Raw genomic sequence first — 17,134 nt, forward strand, 5'->3', positions numbered from 1 at the left:
GGTGCCAGCCGGCACCGCGCCTCCCGTCCGTCGGTCAGCGAAGCCTGGTCAGGCGAGCTCGCGGCCCTCGCCTGCCGCCTTCTGGTGCTCCTCCGCCTCGGCCTGGCCGATGATGTCCTCCGCCGGGACCGGGTTCAGCCGGTCCCAGAGGAAGAAGAGCAGCCCACCGACGAGCATCGAGAGTCCGACCCACAGGTTGATGTGGATGCCGCCGGTCTTCTCCGGGTCGGTGTTCCAGTGCACGATGCCGACGATCGTCGTGATGACGCCGTACAGGACGAACAGGCCACCGAGGATGCGGCGCAGGTCGAGTCGGCGGGTGGAGCGGACGAGGGCCTTCTGCTCCTCGGTCATGGTGGTGGTGTCACGCATGGAAGATCTCCTTCTCGCGATCAGAGGAACGGCAGGTAGAGGACGACGCACAGGATCAGTGCGACGGTGCCGAGCAGTGCCGGCGAGCGGTACCAGGCGGTGTCGGTCGCGACCGAGTCGCCGTGCAGGTCGATCTTGCCGACGCCGTAGACCAGGCCGCCGAGCTCCTTCTCGTCCTTCGGCTTCGTGACCATCGACACGACGAACCCGACGACGAGCACGGTGACGAACGAGATGATCGCGCCGTAGAGGGTCTCGGCGGTCGCGGTGGCGAACAGCTTCGGGTTGACGAGGTAGGCGATCCAGGTGATCGTCGGCGTCACGATGCCGAGGATGTACCCCCACAGCGCGCCCGCGGTGGTCATCCGCTTCCAGAGCAGCCCGAGGATGAACACGGCGAACAGCGGCGCGTTGAAGAACGAGAACAGCGTCTGCATGTACGTCATGATGTTCGACGCCTGCGCGGCGATGAACGCGGTCGCGATGCCCACGAGCACGCCGACGACGGTCACCCAGCGGCCGGTCTTCAGGTAGTGCACGTCGGGCATGTTCGGCTTGATGTACCGCTGCCAGATGTCGTACGTGAAGACGGTGTTGAACGACGAGACGTTCGCCGCCATGCCCGCCATGAACGAGGCGAGCAGACCGGTGACCGCGACGCCGAGCACGCCGGTCGGCAGGTACATCTGGATGAGCTTCGGGATCGCGTCGTTGTAGGTGAGCGAGCCGTCGGCGAACTGGTTGCCGACGACGGCGGCGGCGATGAGGCCGGGGATCACGACGATCGCCGGGATGAAGAGCTTCGGGATCGCGGCGATGAGCGGGGTGCGGCGGGCGGCGGACATGTTCTTCGCCGAGAACGCGCGCTGCACCTCGGTGAAGTTCGTCGTCCAGTAGCCGAAGCCGAGCACGAACCCGAGGCCGAGCACGATCGCGAGCCAGTTCGCCCCGATGGGGTTCGTGACGTTCCCGAAGCCGGTGCCGGCCCACGCCTGCAGGTGCTGCACGCCCTGGGTCTCGGTGATCGCCTTCGAGAGACCGCTCCAGCCGCCGACGCGGTGCAGGCCGACGATCGTCAGCGGGATGAGACCGGCGATGATCACGAAGAACTGCATGACCTCGTTGTAGATCGCGCTGGAGAGCCCGCCGAGGGTGATGTAGACGAGCACGAAGCCCGCGGACACGATGATCGCGAGCCACTCCGGCCAGCCGAGCATCGCCTCGATGACGATGGCCATGGCGTAGAGGTTGATGCCGGCGATCAGCACGTTCGACACCGCGAACGCGATGGAGTTCACCAGGTGCGGGGCCTTGCCGAACCGGCGGAGCATGAACTCCGGCACGCTCCGGACCTTGGACCCGTAGTAGAAGGGCATCATCACGAGCCCGAGGAACACCATCGCCGGCACGGCTCCGACCAGGTAGTAGTGCAGGGTCGCCATGCCGATCTGGGCGCCGTTCGCCGCCATGCCGAGGATCTCGGTCGCGCCGAGGTTCGCGGACACGAACGCGAGCCCGGTGATCCACGCGGGCATCGAGCGGCCTGAGAGGAAGAAGTCCATGCTCGTCCGGACCTGCTTCCGGGCGGTGAAACCGATCCCGATGACGACCGCGAAGTACACGATGATCATCAGGTAGTCGACCCAGCCCAGATCGAGCCGGATCCCGTTGTTCGCTGCAGCGAGAATCATTCAAACTCCACGTCAGTGTGTTGCGATCGACAACTCCGCCGACCCGGACGGGAACGTTACACCGAATTGTGACCGTTCACATAGCCGGGGTATGCATCGCCATCGCGATGGGGCGTCGGGCGCTCGGTAGGCTCCAGACATGACCGAGCAGTCGCGCATCCTCGTCCTCAACGGCCCGAACCTCGACATCCTCGGACGGCGCGACCCGGACCAGTACGGCACGGTGACGCTTGCCGAGATCGAGGCGATCGTGCACACCGAGGCCGCGGTGCACGAGCTCGAGGCGGACTTCCGGCAGACGAACCGCGAGGGCGAGCTCGTCGAGTGGCTGCACGAGGCGCTCGACGGCTTCGCGGGCGTGGTGATCAACCCCGCCGCCTACGCGCACACCTCGGTCGCCCTGCACGACGCGGTCGAGGCGCTGTCGGTGCCGGTGGTCGAGGTGCACCTGTCGAACACGTGGAAGCGGGAGCCGTTCCGGCACGTCGACCACGTCGCGACGGCCGCGACGGCCGTCATCGCCGGCGCCGGGGCGGACGGGTACCGGCTGGCGGTCGCGCACGTCGCGTCGCTGCTCGGCTGAGTCGGGGCCGGGAGGCGCGGGTCGGCTCCGGCGCGCGGCCGACCTTTCCCAGGACGGGCGCGATGGGAAGTGGTTCCGGGCGTACCTGGTCGGAACGTTCGACCGGTACGCGCGGAAGGACCGGGTGCGCGCGGGATCGCCGGGTACGCGCGTCAGAAGTCGGCGGGGCGCCGGACGTCGGCGGTGGCAGCGGTGGCGAAGCCTCCGCGGATGATCGGGAGCGCCCGCCGCACGGCCTGGTCGATGCGGAGCTCGAGGTCGACGTTCGCGATGTCGTAGCCGCCCTCTCGCTTGGCGAAGTCCCGCTCGTTGCCGAAGACGCCGATGGGCAGGGTGGTCGACTGGAAGAAGCCGAAGAGCGGCCGCATCTGGTGCTCGACGAGCAGGGCGTGCCGATCGCTCCCACCGGTCGCGGTGAGCAGCACCGGGGTGTCGACGAGGTCGTACTGGCCGATCCAGTCGAAGAAGAGCTTGAACGCACCGGAGTACGCGGCACGGAACGCCGGGCTGCCGACGACGAGGACGTCCGCCGCCTCGACGGTCTCGAGCGCGAGCCGGGTGCGGTCCGACATCGCCTCGCGCGACGGCGCCGCACCGAGGTCGGCGAGCAACGGACCGATCTCGATGGTCTCGGTGCGGGCGTCCTCGATCTCCTGTCCGAGGCGCGCCACCGTCGCAGCCACCAGGGTGGACGTCCGCGAGGGGTCCGAGGGGCTGCCACTGACGCCGACGACGAGTTCTCCGCTCATGCGTTCGATGCTCACACGCCTGGGTTCCCGGCGGTCGGCGTGTGACGGCATGTGTCGTGTTCCAGCGCCGCCGCGTACCGTCCGCTCCATGCAGACGTTCTTGCCGTACCCGGACTTCCGCGCCTCCGCCGAGGTCCTCGACGACCGGCGACTGGGCAAGCAACGGGTCGAGACGCTGCAGGTGATGCGGGCACTGACACAGCCGGACTACGGCTGGCAGCACCACCCCGTCGTGGCGATGTGGCGCGGGTACCGGCCGGCACTGATGGCGTACCAAGAGGCCACGTGCCGCGTGTGGACCGAGCGGGGGCACGCGGACACCTGCCTGGAGAAGACCCTCGCCGACCTCGCGCGCGTGCCGGAGGACCTCGAGGCCTACGAGCGGGCCGACTACCCGGTGCCGTCGTGGAACGCGGACCCGGCCGTGCACCGCTCGCACCGGTCGAAGCTCGTGCAGAAGGCGCCGGAGCACTACCGACCCCTGTTCCCCGACGTCCCGGACGACCTGGACTACGTGTGGCCGGGGACGGTCGCGCCCGCGGGCTCGGAACGCCCCGTCAGCTGACCGGGGTCCACCGCCCGCCGTCGCGCCGCGTCACCACGACGGACCGCACCTCGGCCGTCGCTCGCAGTCCGGTCGCCGCATGCTCGGCGACGGCCTCGGCCACGTCGTCCGAGGGCGACTCGAACCGGACCACCGCACACGGCACACCGCGCAGCAGCCGGACGTCCTGTGCCTCGACCACGACGAGTTCGGCGACGAGCCGAGCGGCCTCGGGCAGCACGGAGTCCGGGGCGGTGCCGGGAGCGAGCGCGCCCACGGCGAGGGTCACACGGTACGAGGGCACGCACCGACGCTAGCGCGCACCGGGACCCGCCGTGGGCTCAGGGGGCCGGGCATCGCACAGGGGAAGCGACGCCCGTGCCCACGGCGGGTCACAGGTGCTGCGGGGCACGACGGATCAGGGGGTGCCGTGCCCCGCGCCGGAACCAGGTCAGGGAGCCTGGTCCGGCTCGTCGCACCGTCGGGTCCTTCAGGGGTGGACTCGACGGTGCTGGTCCTCAAGGGTGTTCGGTGTCCTCTCGGTACCGGTCTGTCTCGGTCGGTGCGGGCATCGACCGTCGGACGGCGGCGGGTCGGACCATGGGGAGCAGGGCACTCCCGATGGTCGCCAGTGCTCCGACGACGGCGATGAGCCCGAGCGGGGCGGTGCCGAGGTCGTGCTGCGCGGCCAGGACGAGCGCGAGGACGGTCGCGGGAGCGGGGAGGAGCTGGACCGCCCGGAAGTGGTCCTCCTGCCGGACCCGAGTCGTGATCGCGTTTGCCATGAGGACACTCTGGCGCACTTCGCCGGTCCGCAAAAGGGGGGACACGACCCCACTCATGGAGTAGAACGTCTAGTACACCCCGGTTCGACTTCAGGCGAGGGCTCGGACGGTCCGGACGGCATCGGTCACGGCGTCGACGACCACCGGGACGTCCGCCGCGGTCAGGCCGGCGTCGAAGGTCAGGCGCAGCGCCGTGCGGGCGACCTCGTCGGACAGACCGAGCGCCGTCAGCACGTGCGAGGCCTCGGTGCTGCCGGCCGCACAGGCGCTGCCGGACGACGAGACGACGTCGCGCTCCTCGAGTTCGAGGAGCACCGTCTCGCCGTTCACGCCGGGGAAGCAGAACGACGCGTGGCCGGGCAGTCGTGCCGTCCGGGATCCGGTGACGAACGCGCCGGGCACCTGCCGGAGGACCCCGTCGACGACGGCGTCACGGGTGGCGGTCGCGGTCCGCGCCGCGTCGTCCCGGCCCGCGGCGACGAGCGCGAAGGCCGTGGCGATCCCGACGGCACCCGCGACGTCCTCGGTTCCGGAGCGCCTCCCCCGCTCCTGTCCGCCACCGTGCAGCAGCGGTTCGAGCGGGACACCGGACCGCACGGCGAGCACCCCGGTCCCCTTCGGCGCGCCGAGCTTGTGCCCGGACACCGAGACCGCGTCCACGCCGAGCACGTCGAGTCCCACCGGGAGCCACGGCGCCGACTGGACCGCGTCCGTGTGGAACCGGGCGCCGACACCGTGCGCGACCGCGGCGAGCGCCGGCACGTCCTGCACGGTCCCGATCTCGTTGTCCGCGTGCGCGATCGACACGAGCGTGGTGTCGGGGCGGAGCGATGCGGCGAGGACCTCCGGAGCGACCACCCCGTCGCGGTCCACCGGCAGCACCGTGACGTCGAACCCGTGGAAGCGTTCGAGGTACCGGCAGCTCTCGAGCACCGCTTCGTGCTCGATGGCGCTGGTGACGACGTGGCGACCGCGGGGGCCGGCGAGTGCGATGCCCTTGACGGCGGTGTTCGCCCCCTCGGTGCCGCCGGTGGTGAACACGACCTCGGCGGGGCGGCACCCGAGCACCGCGGCGACGGTGGCGCGGGCGTCGGCGAGGCCACGGGCGGCGGCGTCACCCACCCCGTGCGTCGAGGACGGGTTGCCGAACGTCCCGGTGAGGTACGGCCACATCGCCTCGAGCACCTCGCGGCGCACGGGCGTCGTGGCCGCACGGTCGAGGTAGAACACGTCAGACGCCGGCGCCGACGGTCACGTCGATGTCGAGGCCCAGGTCGAGCGCGCGGGCCGAGTGGGTGAGCGCCCCGACGGAGATCACGTCGACCCCGGTGGCGGCGATCGCGGCCACGGTCTCGAGGGACACCCCGCCGGAGGCCTCGACGAGGGCGCGCCCGGCGACGACCGCGATGCCCTCCTCGAGCTGGTCGGTGGTGAAGTTGTCGAGCATGATCGTGTCGACCCCGGCGGCCACGACGGGCTCGATCTGGTCGATGCGGTCCACCTCGACCTCGAGGTGCACGGTGTGGCCGAGCCGCTCGCGCGCCGCCGCGATCGCGTCCCCGATGCCGATGCCGCCCGCGAGGAGCACGGCGAGGTGGTTGTCCTTCGCGAGGACGGCGTCCGACAGCGAGGTCCGGTGGTTGTGGCCGCCGCCGCACCGCACGGCGTACCGCTCGAGGGCGCGCAACCCCGGCGTGGTCTTCCGGGTGTCGACGATCCGCGCGCGGGTGCCGGCGACGGCGGCCACGTAGGTCGCGGTCGCGGTGGCGATGCCGGACATCCGCTGCGCGAGGTTCAGGGCGACGCGTTCGGCACGGAGGACCGACCGCGCGGGCCCGGTCACGGTCGCGAGGACGTCACCCGCGGCGAAGCGGCTGCCGTCCGGCACGTGCAGCACCGCGTCGATCGACGGGTCCACCGCGTGCATCACGGCGACGAACACGTCGCCGCCGCTGAGGACGCCGGGCTCGCGCGCCGCCAGGGTCGCCGTCGCCGTCGCGTCCCCGGGGATGAGCGTCTCGCTCGTGACGTCGCCCCACGGAGCGTCCTCCTCCAGCGCGGTGTCGATGACCCGTCGGAGGGCGTGCGGGGGGATGGTGCCGGGGTCGACGGTCATGCGGGTACCTCCTGTGGGACGGCGGTGTGCTGGGCGACCCACGCGCGCGACGGGGGCGCTGCGGGGTCGGTGTCGGGGTGGTCGGTCCGGGCGTGGGCGCCGCGTGATTCGGTCCGGGCCTCGGCCGCGAGCGCCGTGATCCGGGCGAGGTCGAGCAGCGCCCGGTCCTCGAGGTCGCGCACCCCCGTCGGCTCCGGTGCGACGAGGGCTGCGAGGTCGCGTCGTGCGCTCGCGAGACCGCCCGCGTCGCGCAGGAGTCCGACCCGGTCCGTCATGACGGACTGGACCGCCTGGCGGACGTCGGCGGCGACGGCTGGTCGAGCCGCGCCTCCTGGGAGCACCGGACTGGAGGCGCGGCTGGCGTCGGCCACACGCGTCACGCTGGTGACGGGGAGACCCGCGTCGCCACGCAGGCGGAGTCTGCCGGGTCGCGGCACGTCGAGCGCGTCCGCTGCGCGGACCGCGAAGACGAGGCCCTCGAGCAGGGAGTTCGACGCGAGCCGGTTCGCGCCGTGGACACCCGTGCAGGCGACCTCGCCGATCGCGAGGAGGCCGGGCAGGCTCGTCCGCCCCTCGGCGTCGGTGGCGACGCCGCCCATCGCGTAGTGCGCGGCCGGGGCGACGGGGACGCCCTCCTGGGTCCAGTCGAAGCCGGCGGACCGGGTGGCGCGGGTCAGCCCGGGGAAGCGCCGGACGAGGAAGGCGGGGTCGAGGCCGGTCGCGTCGAGGAGCACGGGCGCTCCGCCCTGCGCGCGGACGGCAGCCGCGATGCCCCGGGCGACGACGTCGCGGGGGGCGAGTTCGGCGTCGGGGTGGACGTCCACCATGAAGCGGTGTCCGCGTGCGTCGCGGAGGACGGCACCCTCGCCGCGGACGGCCTCGGAGACGAGCCCGCCGCCCGGCACCGCGAGCCGCGTCGGGTGGAACTGCACGAACTCGAGGTCCGCCAGGACGGCTCCGGCGCGCCAGGCCGCAGCCTGTCCGTCACCCGTCGCGACGAGCGGGTTGGTCGTCTCGCGGTAGAGGTGCCCGGCGCCGCCGGACGCGAGCACGACGGCGTCCGCGTCGATCCGCCGGGGTTCGCCGAGCAGGTCGAGGACGTCGACCCCCGCGACGGCGCCGTCACGCACGACGAGGTCGACGAGGCAGGTGCGTTCGAGGATGGTGACGTGTCGGCGGTGCAGGGCCGCGATGAGCGTGCGTTCGATCGCGGCCCCGGTCGCGTCGCCGTCGGCGTGGACGACGCGCCACCGGCCGTGCGCGGCCTCGCGCCCGCGGGCCAGGTCGTCGCCGTGGCGGTCGAGGCTCGTCGGGTCGGTGGTGCGGTCGAAGGGGACGCCGAGCGACAGCAGGTCGCGCACCCGCGCGGGCCCGTCCGTGCAGAGCACCTCGACGGCGCGGGCGTCGGCGCTCCCCGCGGCCGCGACGTGGGTGTCCGCCTGGTGGAGCGACGCCGAGTCGTCGGCGCCGAGGGCGACCGCGACGCCGCCCTGGGCGTACGCCGTCGCGCCGTCGGCGAGGGCGCCCTTCGTCACCAGGGTGACGTCGTGGCGGCCGCTCGCGCGGATCGCGGCGGTGAGTCCGGCGATGCCGGAGCCGATGATGACGACGTGCACGGTCAGACCGTGGGTCGGGCGGCGAGCATGCGCTCGAGGGCGACCTTGGCGTCGGCCTGGACGTCGGCGGGGACGACGATCTCGTTGAGGACCTCGCCGCGGACGAGCGCCTCGAGGACCCACGCGAGGTAGCCGGGGTGGATGCGGTACATCGTCGAGCAGGGGCACACCACGGGGTCGAGGCAGAAGATCGTGTGCTGCGGGTACTCGGCGGCGAGCCGGTTCACCATGTTGATCTCGGTGCCGATCGCGAACGTCGTCGGCTCGGTGGCGGCGGCCACGGTCTTCCGGATGAGGTCGGTGCTGCCGGCGTGGTCGGCGGCGTCGACGACCGCCATCGGGCACTCGGGGTGCACGATGACCTGCACGCCGGGGTGGTCGCGCCGGGCCTTGTCGATCTGGTCGACGGTGAAGCGGCGGTGCACCGAGCAGAAACCGTGCCAGAGGACGACCTGGGCGTCCTGCAGGGTCTGCTCGTCGTTGCCGCCCAAGGGCTTCCGCGGGTTCCACATCGGCATGCGTTCGGTGCTGATGCCCATGGCCTTGGCGGTGTTCCGCCCGAGGTGCTGGTCGGGGAAGAAGAGCACGCGCTGCCCGCGCTCGAACGCCCACTCGAGGACCGTCGCCGCGTTCGACGACGTGCACACGATGCCGCCGTGTCGCCCGCAGAACGCCTTGAGGTCGGCGGCGGAGTTCATGTACGTGACGGGGATGACCGGCACACGGCCGTCGGCGTCGGGCTCGGTGCCGTAGACCTGCTCGAGCTCGGCCCACGCCGCCTCGACGCTGTCGATGTCGGCCATGTCGGCCATCGAGCAGCCCGCCGCGAGGTTCGGCAGGATCACGCGCTGGTCGTCGCGGGCGAGGATGTCCGCCGTCTCGGCCATGAAGTGCACGCCGCAGAACACGATGGCCTCGGCGTCGGGCTTGGTGAGCGCGGCGTTCGCGAGCTGGAACGAGTCACCGAGGAAGTCCGCGTGCCGCACGACCTCGTCGCGCTGGTAGAAGTGCCCGAGGACCACGACGCGGTCGCCGAGGGTGGCCTTCGCGCGTTCGATGCGCTCGTGCAGTTCGTCGACCGGGGCGTTCCGGTACTCGTCCGGGATGACGCCCTGCCGGGGTGCGCTCGTCGGGATGACGTCGGACATCGACGAGCCGGGGCCGTAGCCCGGGCGCGAGTCGAAGTCCCACGTCGGCATCGCCAGGTCGGGCGTGCAGGTGCTGCCGGCGGCCTGACCGTTGGAGATCAGTTCGATGGTGGTGGCGATGGACACGTGTGTTCCTTCGGTTCTACGGCTGCTTGCCCTGCTGCAGCGGACCGTTGTCCGCGTAGGCCAGGTCGGGGTTCGAGCGGTACAGGCGAGCCGGGCGGTGCCGGCCCCCGCTCGTGGTCTCGTCCGTCGGCAGGATCGCGTCGGTCTTCTCGACCTGGCGACGGAAGTTCGCGGGGTCGAGCGCACGCCCGAGCACCGCCTCGTACACCCCGCGGAGCTCGGCGAGGGTGAACCGGTCCCCCAGGAACGCCTGGGCGATCCGGGAGTACGACATCTTGTTGCGGAGACGCCAGAGCGCGTACGCGACGATCCGGTCGTGGTCGAACGCGAGCGGCGGGTGCTCGTCCGCGAGGAACCACCGCACGTTCCAGTCGTCGGGCACCGAGCTCGCCTCGTCCGGGTGGACCAGGGCCCAGTACACGATCGACACGACGCGACTCGGGGAGCGGTCGACGTCGCCGAACGCGTAGAGCTGCTCGAGGTAGCGCGGCTGGACGTTCGTGGTCTCGCGGAGGCGGGCCGCGGCGGAGTCCTCGAGTCCCTCGTCCGGACGGACCCACCCGCCCGGCAGGGCCCACGACCCCTCGAACGGCTCGGCCACCCGTCGGACCAGCGGCATCCACAGTGCCGGCGCACCGGTGTCGGGGTGCGGGCGCAGCGCCACGATCACGGTGGAGACCGCGACGCGGATGGGGAGCTCGGAAGTTAGTGTCATATTGACTCGAAGTGTTCGGGTTGGGATGACACTATCACCGGGTTTCACGAGACGGAAACAGCCTCGAAAACTCCCGGTCGGAGCGCGCGCCTACATTGAGCCGCATGACTACGGTGACGAGGATGCACGCCGTCGTGTCGGGGACGGTCCAGGGGGTCGGTTTCCGGTACTGGACCGCACGGAAGGCCGACGGACTCGAACTCGCCGGCTACGCCCGGAACCTGTTCGACGGCACCGTGGAGGTCGAGGCGGAGGGTCCGGCCACGGCGGTCGACGCGCTGATGACCTTCATCCGGACGGGCCCACCCTCGGCCGAGGTGACCGACGTCACCTGCCGCGCCGTGGTGCCGCACGGCGACGTGGACGGCTTCGCGATCCTGCACTGACCCGGTACACACCCAGCGTCGACGGATGTCGGAGCGAAGCGGAATAATCGAATCCACTCAGGCGGTTGCCCTGTCTGCGCCCATGGCGCCCCCTCGTTCCAGCAGTCGTGTCCCACCAGGAGCCCCGCATGTCCCAGGCAGTCGATTCCGCCGCGCCCCGTACGGGGAGCATCGCGCAGCCCTCCGCCGGCGAGACCCGACTCGTGATCGGGCTGCTGCTCGTCTCGGCGTTCGTCGTGATCCTCAACGAGACGATCATGGGTGTCGCGCTCCCGCGGCTCATGGACGACCTCGGCATCAGCGCCGCCACCGGGCAGTGGCTCACCACGGGCTTCCTGCTCACGATGGCGGTCGTCATCCCGATCACCGGGTTCCTGCTGCAGCGCTTCAACACCCGGCCGGTGTTCGTCTGGGCGATGAGCCTGTTCTCGGCCGGCACCCTGATCGCGCTGCTCGCGCCCGGGTTCTCGATGCTGCTGATCGGGCGCATCGTGCAGGCCAGCGGGACCGCGATCATGATGCCGCTGCTCATGACGACGGTGCTCACGCTCATCGAACCGGCGCACCGCGGACGCGTGATGGGGAACATCTCGATCGTCATCTCCGTCGCGCCGGCGATCGGCCCGACCATCTCGGGGCTCATCCTCAACGCGTTCTCGTGGCGCTGGCTCTTCGGCTTCGTGCTGCCGATCGCCCTCGCCGCGCTGATCCTCGGCATGGTCAAGGTCCGGAACGTCTCGACGCCCCGGACGGCCCCGCTCGACGTGCTCTCGGTCGTGCTGTCCGCCTTCGCGTTCGGCGGGATCGTCTACGGGCTGTCGAGCATCGGTGAGGCCGGCACCACCGGCCCGCTCGTCCCGATCGTGTCGCTCGTCGTCGGCGCCCTCGCCCTCGCCCTCTTCGTGTTCCGACAGACCCGCCTGCAGCGCGTCGACCAGGCCCTGCTCGACCTCCGGACCTTCCGGACGAAGGGGTTCACGGTCCCCATCGTGGCGATGGGCCTGAGCTTCATGGCGATGTTCGGCACGCTGATCCTCCTGCCGATCTACCTCGAGCGGGTCCTCGGGCTCGAGGTCCTGCAGGTCGGTCTGCTCCTGCTTCCCGGCGGCCTCATCATGGGGCTCCTCTCCCCGATCGTCGGCCGCATCTACGACCGCCGCGGTCCTCGGGTGCTGCTCGTCCCGGGCTCGATCATCGTCAGCGCGGTCCTCTGGGCGCTCTCGACGGTCGGCGTCGACACCAGCGTGTGGTTCGTCCTCGGCGCCCACGTCGTCCTGAGCATCGGGCTCGCCCTGATCTTCACGCCGCTGTTCACCGCGGCGCTCGGCGGGCTGCCCCCGAAGCTCTACTCGCACGGCAGCGCGGTGCTCGGCACAGCGCAGCAGTTGGCCGGGGCCGCCGGGACGGCTCTGTTCGTCACGCTCCTCACCATCGGCGCCTCGGGGGCGGCCGTCGGCAGCGGGGCAGCGGGTCTCGCCGAGGCGACGGCCTCCGGCGTGCGGACGGCGTTCCTCGTCGGCGCGGTCATCTCGCTGTTCGGGATCGCCATGTGCTCCCTCGTGCGTCGTCCGGTCACGCCGGAGGGCGCCCCCGCTCCGTCGATGCACTGACCCGGACCGCACGCGCCGGGTCCGCGTGGCATCGTGGGTGCCATGCGGTCGACGACGAGCGAGCTGAACTGGTCCGGCACGGTCACCTACACGGCCGAACGGGTCCTGCGTCCGTCGTCGATCGAGGAAGCCGCCGAGATCGTCGCCCGCTCGCCCCGGGTGCACGGCCTCGGCACCCGGCACTCGTTCAACGACGCACCGGACGCCCCCGGCGTGCTGGTGGACCTCACCAGGATCCCGACCGACCTCGAGGTCGACCCCGCCGGACGGACGGTCACGATGGGCGCCGGCACCCGCTACGGCGTGGTCGCCCCCGAGATCGACCGCGCCGGGTTCGCCCTGCACAACACCGGCTCGCTCCCCCACATCTCGATCGCCGGCGCGATCGCGACCGGGACGCACGGGTCCGGCACCGCACTCGGGTCGCTGAGCACCGCGGTCCGGTCGTTCGAGGTGCTCGGGCCCGACGGGTCGGCGCGGACGATCGACCGCGCCGACCCGGCGTTCGACGGCGCCGTGCTGCACCTCGGCCTGCTCGGCGTCCTCACCCGGGTCACGCTCGACGTCCAGCCGAGCTACCGGATGCGTCAGGACACCTACGGACCGATCCCGTGGGACACCTTCACGGAACACGTCGCCGAGGTGCACGCGGCCGCGGCGAGCGTCTGCTCCTACACGGTGTTCGGGGACGAGATCAGCGAGGTCCTGCTGAAGTCACGGGTCCCGGACGGCGACGACGACGTGGCCGTCCCGGACGAGCTGTTCGGCGCGCCCCGGCTGCCCGGCTCGCCCGGGGACGGCCACCACACCGCCCGGGACGGCTCGGTGGGGCCGTGGTGGGACCGGCTGCCGCACTTCCCGATCGACTCGGTGCCGAGCCACGGCTCAGAGGTGCAGAGCGAGCACTTCGTCCCGCTCCGGCACGCGGCCGCCGCGCTCGACGCCGTCCGGACGATGGCCGCACGCATCCAGCCGCACCTGCACGTCTGCGAACTCCGCACGATGGCGGCGGACCCATTCTGGCTGAGCCCGACGCAGGGCGAGGACGTGCTCTGCATCGCGTTCACGTGGCAGAAGCACCCGGTCGAGGTGGCCGCGTTGCTGCCGGACCTCGAGGCACTCCTCGCACCGTTCGCCGGGCGGCCGCACTGGGGGAAGATGAGCTCGCTCGACCGGGCGGCGATCGCCGCGCTGTACCCGCGACTGGCCGACTTCCGCGACCTCGTCCGGTCGGCCGACCCGGACCGGACGTTCGCGTCGGCGTTCGGTGAGCGGGTCCTGGGGACCTGAGCCGCGCCTCCCGGGTCCGCGGCCGGACCGGTCTCACCCGATCGGCGTGACCGTCCTGGCGACCCCGTCCCAGTGCCGGACTCCCCCGATCACCAGCTCCTCGGGCAGCGGCGAACTGCGGAGCGCCGCAACGGCCGCGCCGAGGTCCTGGTCCCGCACGCGTCTCGCGAACGTCAGGTGCGGCGACCACGCGCCCGACCGGGTGGTCGCGACGGCTCCGGGGACGGCGCGGTGGACGGCCTCGTGGAACGCGGCGAGCGCGGGGTCGAGCACCACCGCCCGCACGAGGACGGACCGCCCCGGGCCGGCGGGGAACAGCAGGAGGCCCCCGAGCCGGAGCCGTGACGGCAGCGGCACGTCGAACCGATCCGGGACCCGCAGGTCGTCGCCGGCGGCCAGGGTGACGTGCGGGCTGTTCGTGTCCGAACGCCCGAGGCTCGGCAGGTCGGCCCGCACCAGCGCGTCCCACGCGGCACGCACCGCCGCGTCGGACGACGGATCCAGGACGAGTTCCACACTGCGCACGCACCGAGTGAACCAGTGGCCCGTGTGACACGGATGTAACACGGCGGAACGCAACTCGCACCCGTCCGGAGCGCCCGTTACACTCGACTGCACGTCGCGGACTCCGCGGCGACCCCCACAGCACCGCACGGCCCGTCCGGGCACGTCCCACGAGGAGCACCATGTCCGCAGCACCCGCACTGCCCGAGAAGCCGAAGGGCAAGCGCCCGATCGGCTGGATCATCGCCGCCGCGGTGGTCGTCGTCGCGATCGTCGTCGCCCTCATCGTCGGCGCCGTCCGCTCCGGCGGGTCCGACGACGGTGCTGCCGCCGGTGGTTCGCCGAAGACCGTGACCATCGGCGTCGCGGACAAGTCGCTCTCGTACTGGGACACCTACACGAAGCTCGCGAAGTCGAAGCTCAACGTCACGGTGAAGCTGACGAACTTCTCCGACTACTCGCTGCCGAACCCGGCCCTCAAGGACAAGCAGCTGGACCTCAACCAGTTCCAGCACATCCAGTACCTGGCCGACTACAACGTCACCTCGAACGACGACCTGCAGCCGATCGGTTCGACGGCCGTCTACCCGCTGCCGCTCTACGCGACGAAGTACGACGACGTCGCCGACCTGCCCGAGGGCGCGAAGGTCGCGATCCCGGACGACTCCATCAACCAGGCACGCGCGCTGCTCATCCTGCAGGCCGCGAAGCTCGTCACCCTGAAGGACGGCGGCTCGGCGTTCTCGACGACCACCGACATCGAGTCGTCGAAGGTCGACGTCCAGCCGCTGAACGCCTCGCAGACGGCGAACGCCCTGCAGCAGGGGTCCGTCGCGGCCGCCGTGGTGAACAACAACTACGCCACCGCCGCCGGTCTGCCGATCTCCGACGCGATCTACCAGGACGACCCCTCGAGCGCGAGCGCGGCGCCGTACGTCAACGTCTTCGCGGTGCGCAACGCCGACAAGGACAACAAGACGTACCTCGACCTCGCGAAGCTCTTCCAGGACGAGTCGGTGCAGAAGGTCTTCAAGAAGGACCTGCCCGAGGCGGTCAGCCGCGACGAGAGCGCGTCGACGCTGCAGGCCGAGCTCGCGAAGGTCGAGAAGGACGCGAAGGCGGCCAAGCAGTAGTGCCGGTCCTCGTCGAACTCCGCGGCGTCTCGAAGCACTACCGCCGCGCCGACACCGGCGAGACCGTGGTGGCCGTCGAGGACGTCTCCCTGGACGTGCACCAGGGAGAGGTCCTCGGCGTCATCGGGTACTCCGGTGCCGGCAAGTCCACGCTCGTCCGGCTGGTCAACGCGCTCGAGCTGCCCTCGTCGGGATCGGTGACGGTCGCCGGCAACGAGCTGACGGCGCTCCCCGAGCGGGACCGCCGTCTGGCGCGGCGCAACATCGGGATGATCTTCCAGCAGTTCAACCTCTTCCGGTCGCGCACCATCGCCGGCAACGTCGCGTACCCGCTCAAGGTCGCGGGCGTGCCGAAGGAGGAGCGGGACCGCCGGGTCGCGGAGCTGCTCGACTTCGTCGGGCTCCTCGACCGCGCGTACGCCTACCCGGAGCAGCTCTCGGGCGGGCAGAAGCAGCGCGTCGGCATCGCCCGGGCGCTCGCGGCTTCCCCGGATCTGCTGCTCGCCGACGAGGCCACCAGCGCCCTCGACCCCGAGACCACGTCCGAGGTGCTCGGACTCCTGCGTCGGGTGAACAAGGAGCTCGGCGTCACCATCATCGTCATCACGCACGAGATGGACGCCGTCCGGCAGATCGCCGACCGCGTCGCCGTCATGGAGCAGGGTCGGGTCGTCGAGGTCGGGGACGTGTACGACGTGTTCGCGAACCCGCAGACCGGGGCCGCGCAGCGCTTCGTCCGCACGGCCCTGCACGACCGGCCGTCCCCCGAGACGATCCAACGGCTCCGTGAACGACACCCGGGCCGGCTCGTGACCGTCCAGATCACCGACGAGGCCGGGCTGCAGAACCGTATCGACCAGGTCTTCCGCTCCGCCGGGGTGACCGCCGAGCTCGTCTACGGCGGCGTCGGTGAGATCCGGGAGCGTCGGATCGGGTCGCTCACCTACGAGCTCGGCGCCGTCACACCCGCAGCGGTCGACGACGCCATCCAGGCGTTGCGCGCCGCCGGGGTCACGACCGACGAGGAGGCGGCAGCGTGAACAACTCGTTCCAGAGCGTGATCGACACGTTCGACGTCTTCCTGTCGTCGGTGCGCGACACCATCGTGATGTCGCTCGTGTCGCTCGTCATCGCCGGCATCATCGGCCTGGCGCTCGGCCTCGCGCTGTACGCCACGCGTCCGGGCAACCTGCTCGGCAACCGCGCCGCGTCCACGATCCTCAACGTGGTCGTGAACCTCGTCCGGCCGATCCCGTTCGTGATCTTCCTCGCGGCCATCGCCCCGCTCTCCCGCGTCGTGGTGCAGACCACGATCGGCGTCCCCGCGGTGACCTTCGCGATCTCCCTCGCGGCGGCGTTCGCGGTGTCCCGGATCGTCGAGCAGAACCTGTTGTCGGTGGACCCCGGCGTCGTCGAGGCGGCCCGGGCATCGGGAGCGCACCCGCTGTCGATCCTGCTCACGGTGCTCATCCCGGAGGGCCTCGGCCCGCTCATCCTCGGTTACACGTTCATCTACATCGGCATCGTCGACATGACGGCGCAGGGGGCGTTGATCGGCGGCGGAGGACTCGGTGAGTACGCGATCACGTACGGGTCGCAGCGGTACGACTGGTGGATCGTGTACGTGTCCGTGGCGGCGATCGTCGTCATCGTGCAGCTCGGCCAGTTCATCGGCAACCGGCTGGCCAGGGCGACCCTGCGTCGCTGACGCGGGCGACGCTTTCGGCGCATCGGCCAGGAGGCGCGGTGCCGGTCCACGAGACCGG

General features: G+C 71.4%; 19 protein-coding genes. 8 read left to right on the forward strand and 11 right to left on the reverse strand.

What is annotated here, in order from left to right; all coding sequences use genetic code 11:
* Nucleotides 1-48: 48 nt before the first annotated feature.
* Together Q7F20_RS13205 and Q7F20_RS13210 are read right to left on the reverse strand one after the other, a co-directional pair.
* On the reverse strand, nt 49-372 hold the full coding sequence (locus Q7F20_RS13205; RefSeq protein ID WP_305740543.1) for a hypothetical protein: 324 nt from the start codon (nt 370-372) through the stop codon (nt 49-51).
* 20 nt (nt 373-392) lie between these two features.
* The gene (locus Q7F20_RS13210; protein ID WP_305740544.1) at nt 393-2,063 is read right to left on the reverse strand and encodes a sodium:solute symporter family protein; all 1,671 of its coding nucleotides are present in this window, start codon (nt 2,061-2,063) and stop codon (nt 393-395) included.
* Nucleotides 2,064-2,202: 139 nt separating this feature from the next.
* Between Q7F20_RS13210 and aroQ the strand changes: the two genes are divergently transcribed.
* Entirely contained in the window at nt 2,203-2,646 is a 444-nt protein-coding gene (gene aroQ, locus Q7F20_RS13215) for a type II 3-dehydroquinate dehydratase (protein WP_305740545.1), read from the forward strand.
* Nucleotides 2,647-2,798: 152 nt separating this feature from the next.
* Here the strand turns inward: aroQ and Q7F20_RS13220 are convergent, their stop codons facing one another.
* Entirely contained in the window at nt 2,799-3,395 is a 597-nt protein-coding gene (locus tag Q7F20_RS13220) for an NAD(P)H-dependent oxidoreductase (protein ID WP_305740546.1), read from the reverse strand.
* A gap of 88 nt (nt 3,396-3,483) precedes the next feature.
* Here Q7F20_RS13220 and Q7F20_RS13225 point away from each other — a divergent pair, with 88 nt between their 5' ends.
* A complete protein-coding gene (locus Q7F20_RS13225; RefSeq protein WP_305740547.1) occupies nt 3,484-3,960 on the forward strand; it encodes an MSMEG_6728 family protein in 477 nt (158 codons plus the stop codon).
* Here the strand turns inward: Q7F20_RS13225 and Q7F20_RS13230 are convergent.
* From Q7F20_RS13230 to Q7F20_RS13260, 7 genes are all read right to left on the reverse strand, one after another.
* On the reverse strand, nt 3,953-4,243 hold the full coding sequence (locus Q7F20_RS13230; protein WP_305740548.1) for a hypothetical protein: 291 nt from the start codon (nt 4,241-4,243) through the stop codon (nt 3,953-3,955). The two genes, Q7F20_RS13225 and Q7F20_RS13230, sit on opposite strands and share 8 nt — an antisense overlap.
* 214 nt (nt 4,244-4,457) lie before the next feature.
* Nucleotides 4,458-4,724 carry a hypothetical protein gene (locus Q7F20_RS13235; protein ID WP_305740549.1) on the reverse strand — a complete coding sequence of 89 codons (267 nt, stop codon included), beginning with the start codon at nt 4,722-4,724 and terminating at the stop codon, nt 4,458-4,460.
* Nucleotides 4,725-4,814: 90 nt separating this feature from the next.
* Nucleotides 4,815-5,954, reverse strand: coding sequence for a cysteine desulfurase family protein (locus Q7F20_RS13240; RefSeq protein WP_305740550.1), 1,140 nt, complete (start codon nt 5,952-5,954; stop codon nt 4,815-4,817).
* A gap of 1 nt (nt 5,955) precedes the next feature.
* Entirely contained in the window at nt 5,956-6,840 is an 885-nt protein-coding gene (gene nadC / locus Q7F20_RS13245; protein WP_305740551.1) for a carboxylating nicotinate-nucleotide diphosphorylase, read from the reverse strand.
* Nucleotides 6,837-8,456, reverse strand: a complete 1,620-nt coding sequence (gene nadB / locus Q7F20_RS13250; protein WP_305740552.1) for an L-aspartate oxidase — start codon at nt 8,454-8,456, stop codon at nt 6,837-6,839. Before nadB ends, nadC begins: the two co-directional genes overlap by 4 nt.
* 2 nt (nt 8,457-8,458) lie before the next feature.
* A complete protein-coding gene (nadA, locus tag Q7F20_RS13255) occupies nt 8,459-9,730 on the reverse strand; it encodes a quinolinate synthase NadA (protein ID WP_305740553.1) in 1,272 nt (423 codons plus the stop codon).
* Between the two features lie 16 nt (nt 9,731-9,746).
* Complete coding sequence (locus Q7F20_RS13260) at nt 9,747-10,445, reverse strand: NUDIX domain-containing protein (RefSeq protein ID WP_305740554.1); 699 nt, start codon at nt 10,443-10,445, stop codon at nt 9,747-9,749.
* 122 nt (nt 10,446-10,567) lie between these two features.
* On the opposite strand from Q7F20_RS13260, the gene Q7F20_RS13265 reads away from it, so the two are divergent.
* The 3 genes from Q7F20_RS13265 to Q7F20_RS13275 all read left to right on the forward strand — a co-directional run bounded on the left by Q7F20_RS13265 (nt 10,568) and on the right by Q7F20_RS13275 (nt 13,731).
* Nucleotides 10,568-10,831: an acylphosphatase gene (locus Q7F20_RS13265; protein ID WP_305740555.1), complete on the forward strand. Its 264-nt coding sequence runs from the start codon at nt 10,568-10,570 to the stop codon at nt 10,829-10,831.
* Nucleotides 10,832-10,959: 128 nt separating this feature from the next.
* Entirely contained in the window at nt 10,960-12,441 is a 1,482-nt protein-coding gene (locus tag Q7F20_RS13270) for an MDR family MFS transporter (protein WP_305740556.1), read from the forward strand.
* A gap of 42 nt (nt 12,442-12,483) precedes the next feature.
* A complete protein-coding gene (locus tag Q7F20_RS13275) occupies nt 12,484-13,731 on the forward strand; it encodes a D-arabinono-1,4-lactone oxidase (protein ID WP_305740557.1) in 1,248 nt (415 codons plus the stop codon).
* Nucleotides 13,732-13,764: 33 nt separating this feature from the next.
* Here Q7F20_RS13275 and Q7F20_RS13280 read toward each other — a convergent pair whose 3' ends face one another.
* Complete coding sequence (locus tag Q7F20_RS13280) at nt 13,765-14,256, reverse strand: 2'-5' RNA ligase family protein (protein WP_305740558.1); 492 nt, start codon at nt 14,254-14,256, stop codon at nt 13,765-13,767.
* Nucleotides 14,257-14,417: 161 nt separating this feature from the next.
* Here Q7F20_RS13280 and Q7F20_RS13285 point away from each other — a divergent pair, with 161 nt between their 5' ends.
* Genes Q7F20_RS13285 through Q7F20_RS13295 form a run of 3 tightly spaced genes read left to right on the forward strand, consistent with a single transcriptional unit; the run spans nt 14,418 to nt 17,076 of the window.
* Complete coding sequence (locus tag Q7F20_RS13285; RefSeq protein WP_305740559.1) at nt 14,418-15,368, forward strand: MetQ/NlpA family ABC transporter substrate-binding protein; 951 nt, start codon at nt 14,418-14,420, stop codon at nt 15,366-15,368.
* Entirely contained in the window at nt 15,368-16,408 is a 1,041-nt protein-coding gene (locus tag Q7F20_RS13290) for a methionine ABC transporter ATP-binding protein (RefSeq protein WP_305740560.1), read from the forward strand. The genes Q7F20_RS13285 and Q7F20_RS13290 overlap by 1 nt, the downstream gene beginning before the upstream one ends.
* The gene (locus tag Q7F20_RS13295) at nt 16,405-17,076 is read left to right on the forward strand and encodes a methionine ABC transporter permease (protein WP_305740561.1); all 672 of its coding nucleotides are present in this window, start codon (nt 16,405-16,407) and stop codon (nt 17,074-17,076) included. The genes Q7F20_RS13290 and Q7F20_RS13295 overlap by 4 nt, the downstream gene beginning before the upstream one ends.
* The last annotated feature ends 58 nt before the right edge of the window (nt 17,077-17,134 follow it).

It is taken from the genome of Curtobacterium sp. A7_M15, assembly GCF_030705415.1.
Classification (GTDB): Bacteria; Actinomycetota; Actinomycetes; order Actinomycetales; family Microbacteriaceae; genus Curtobacterium.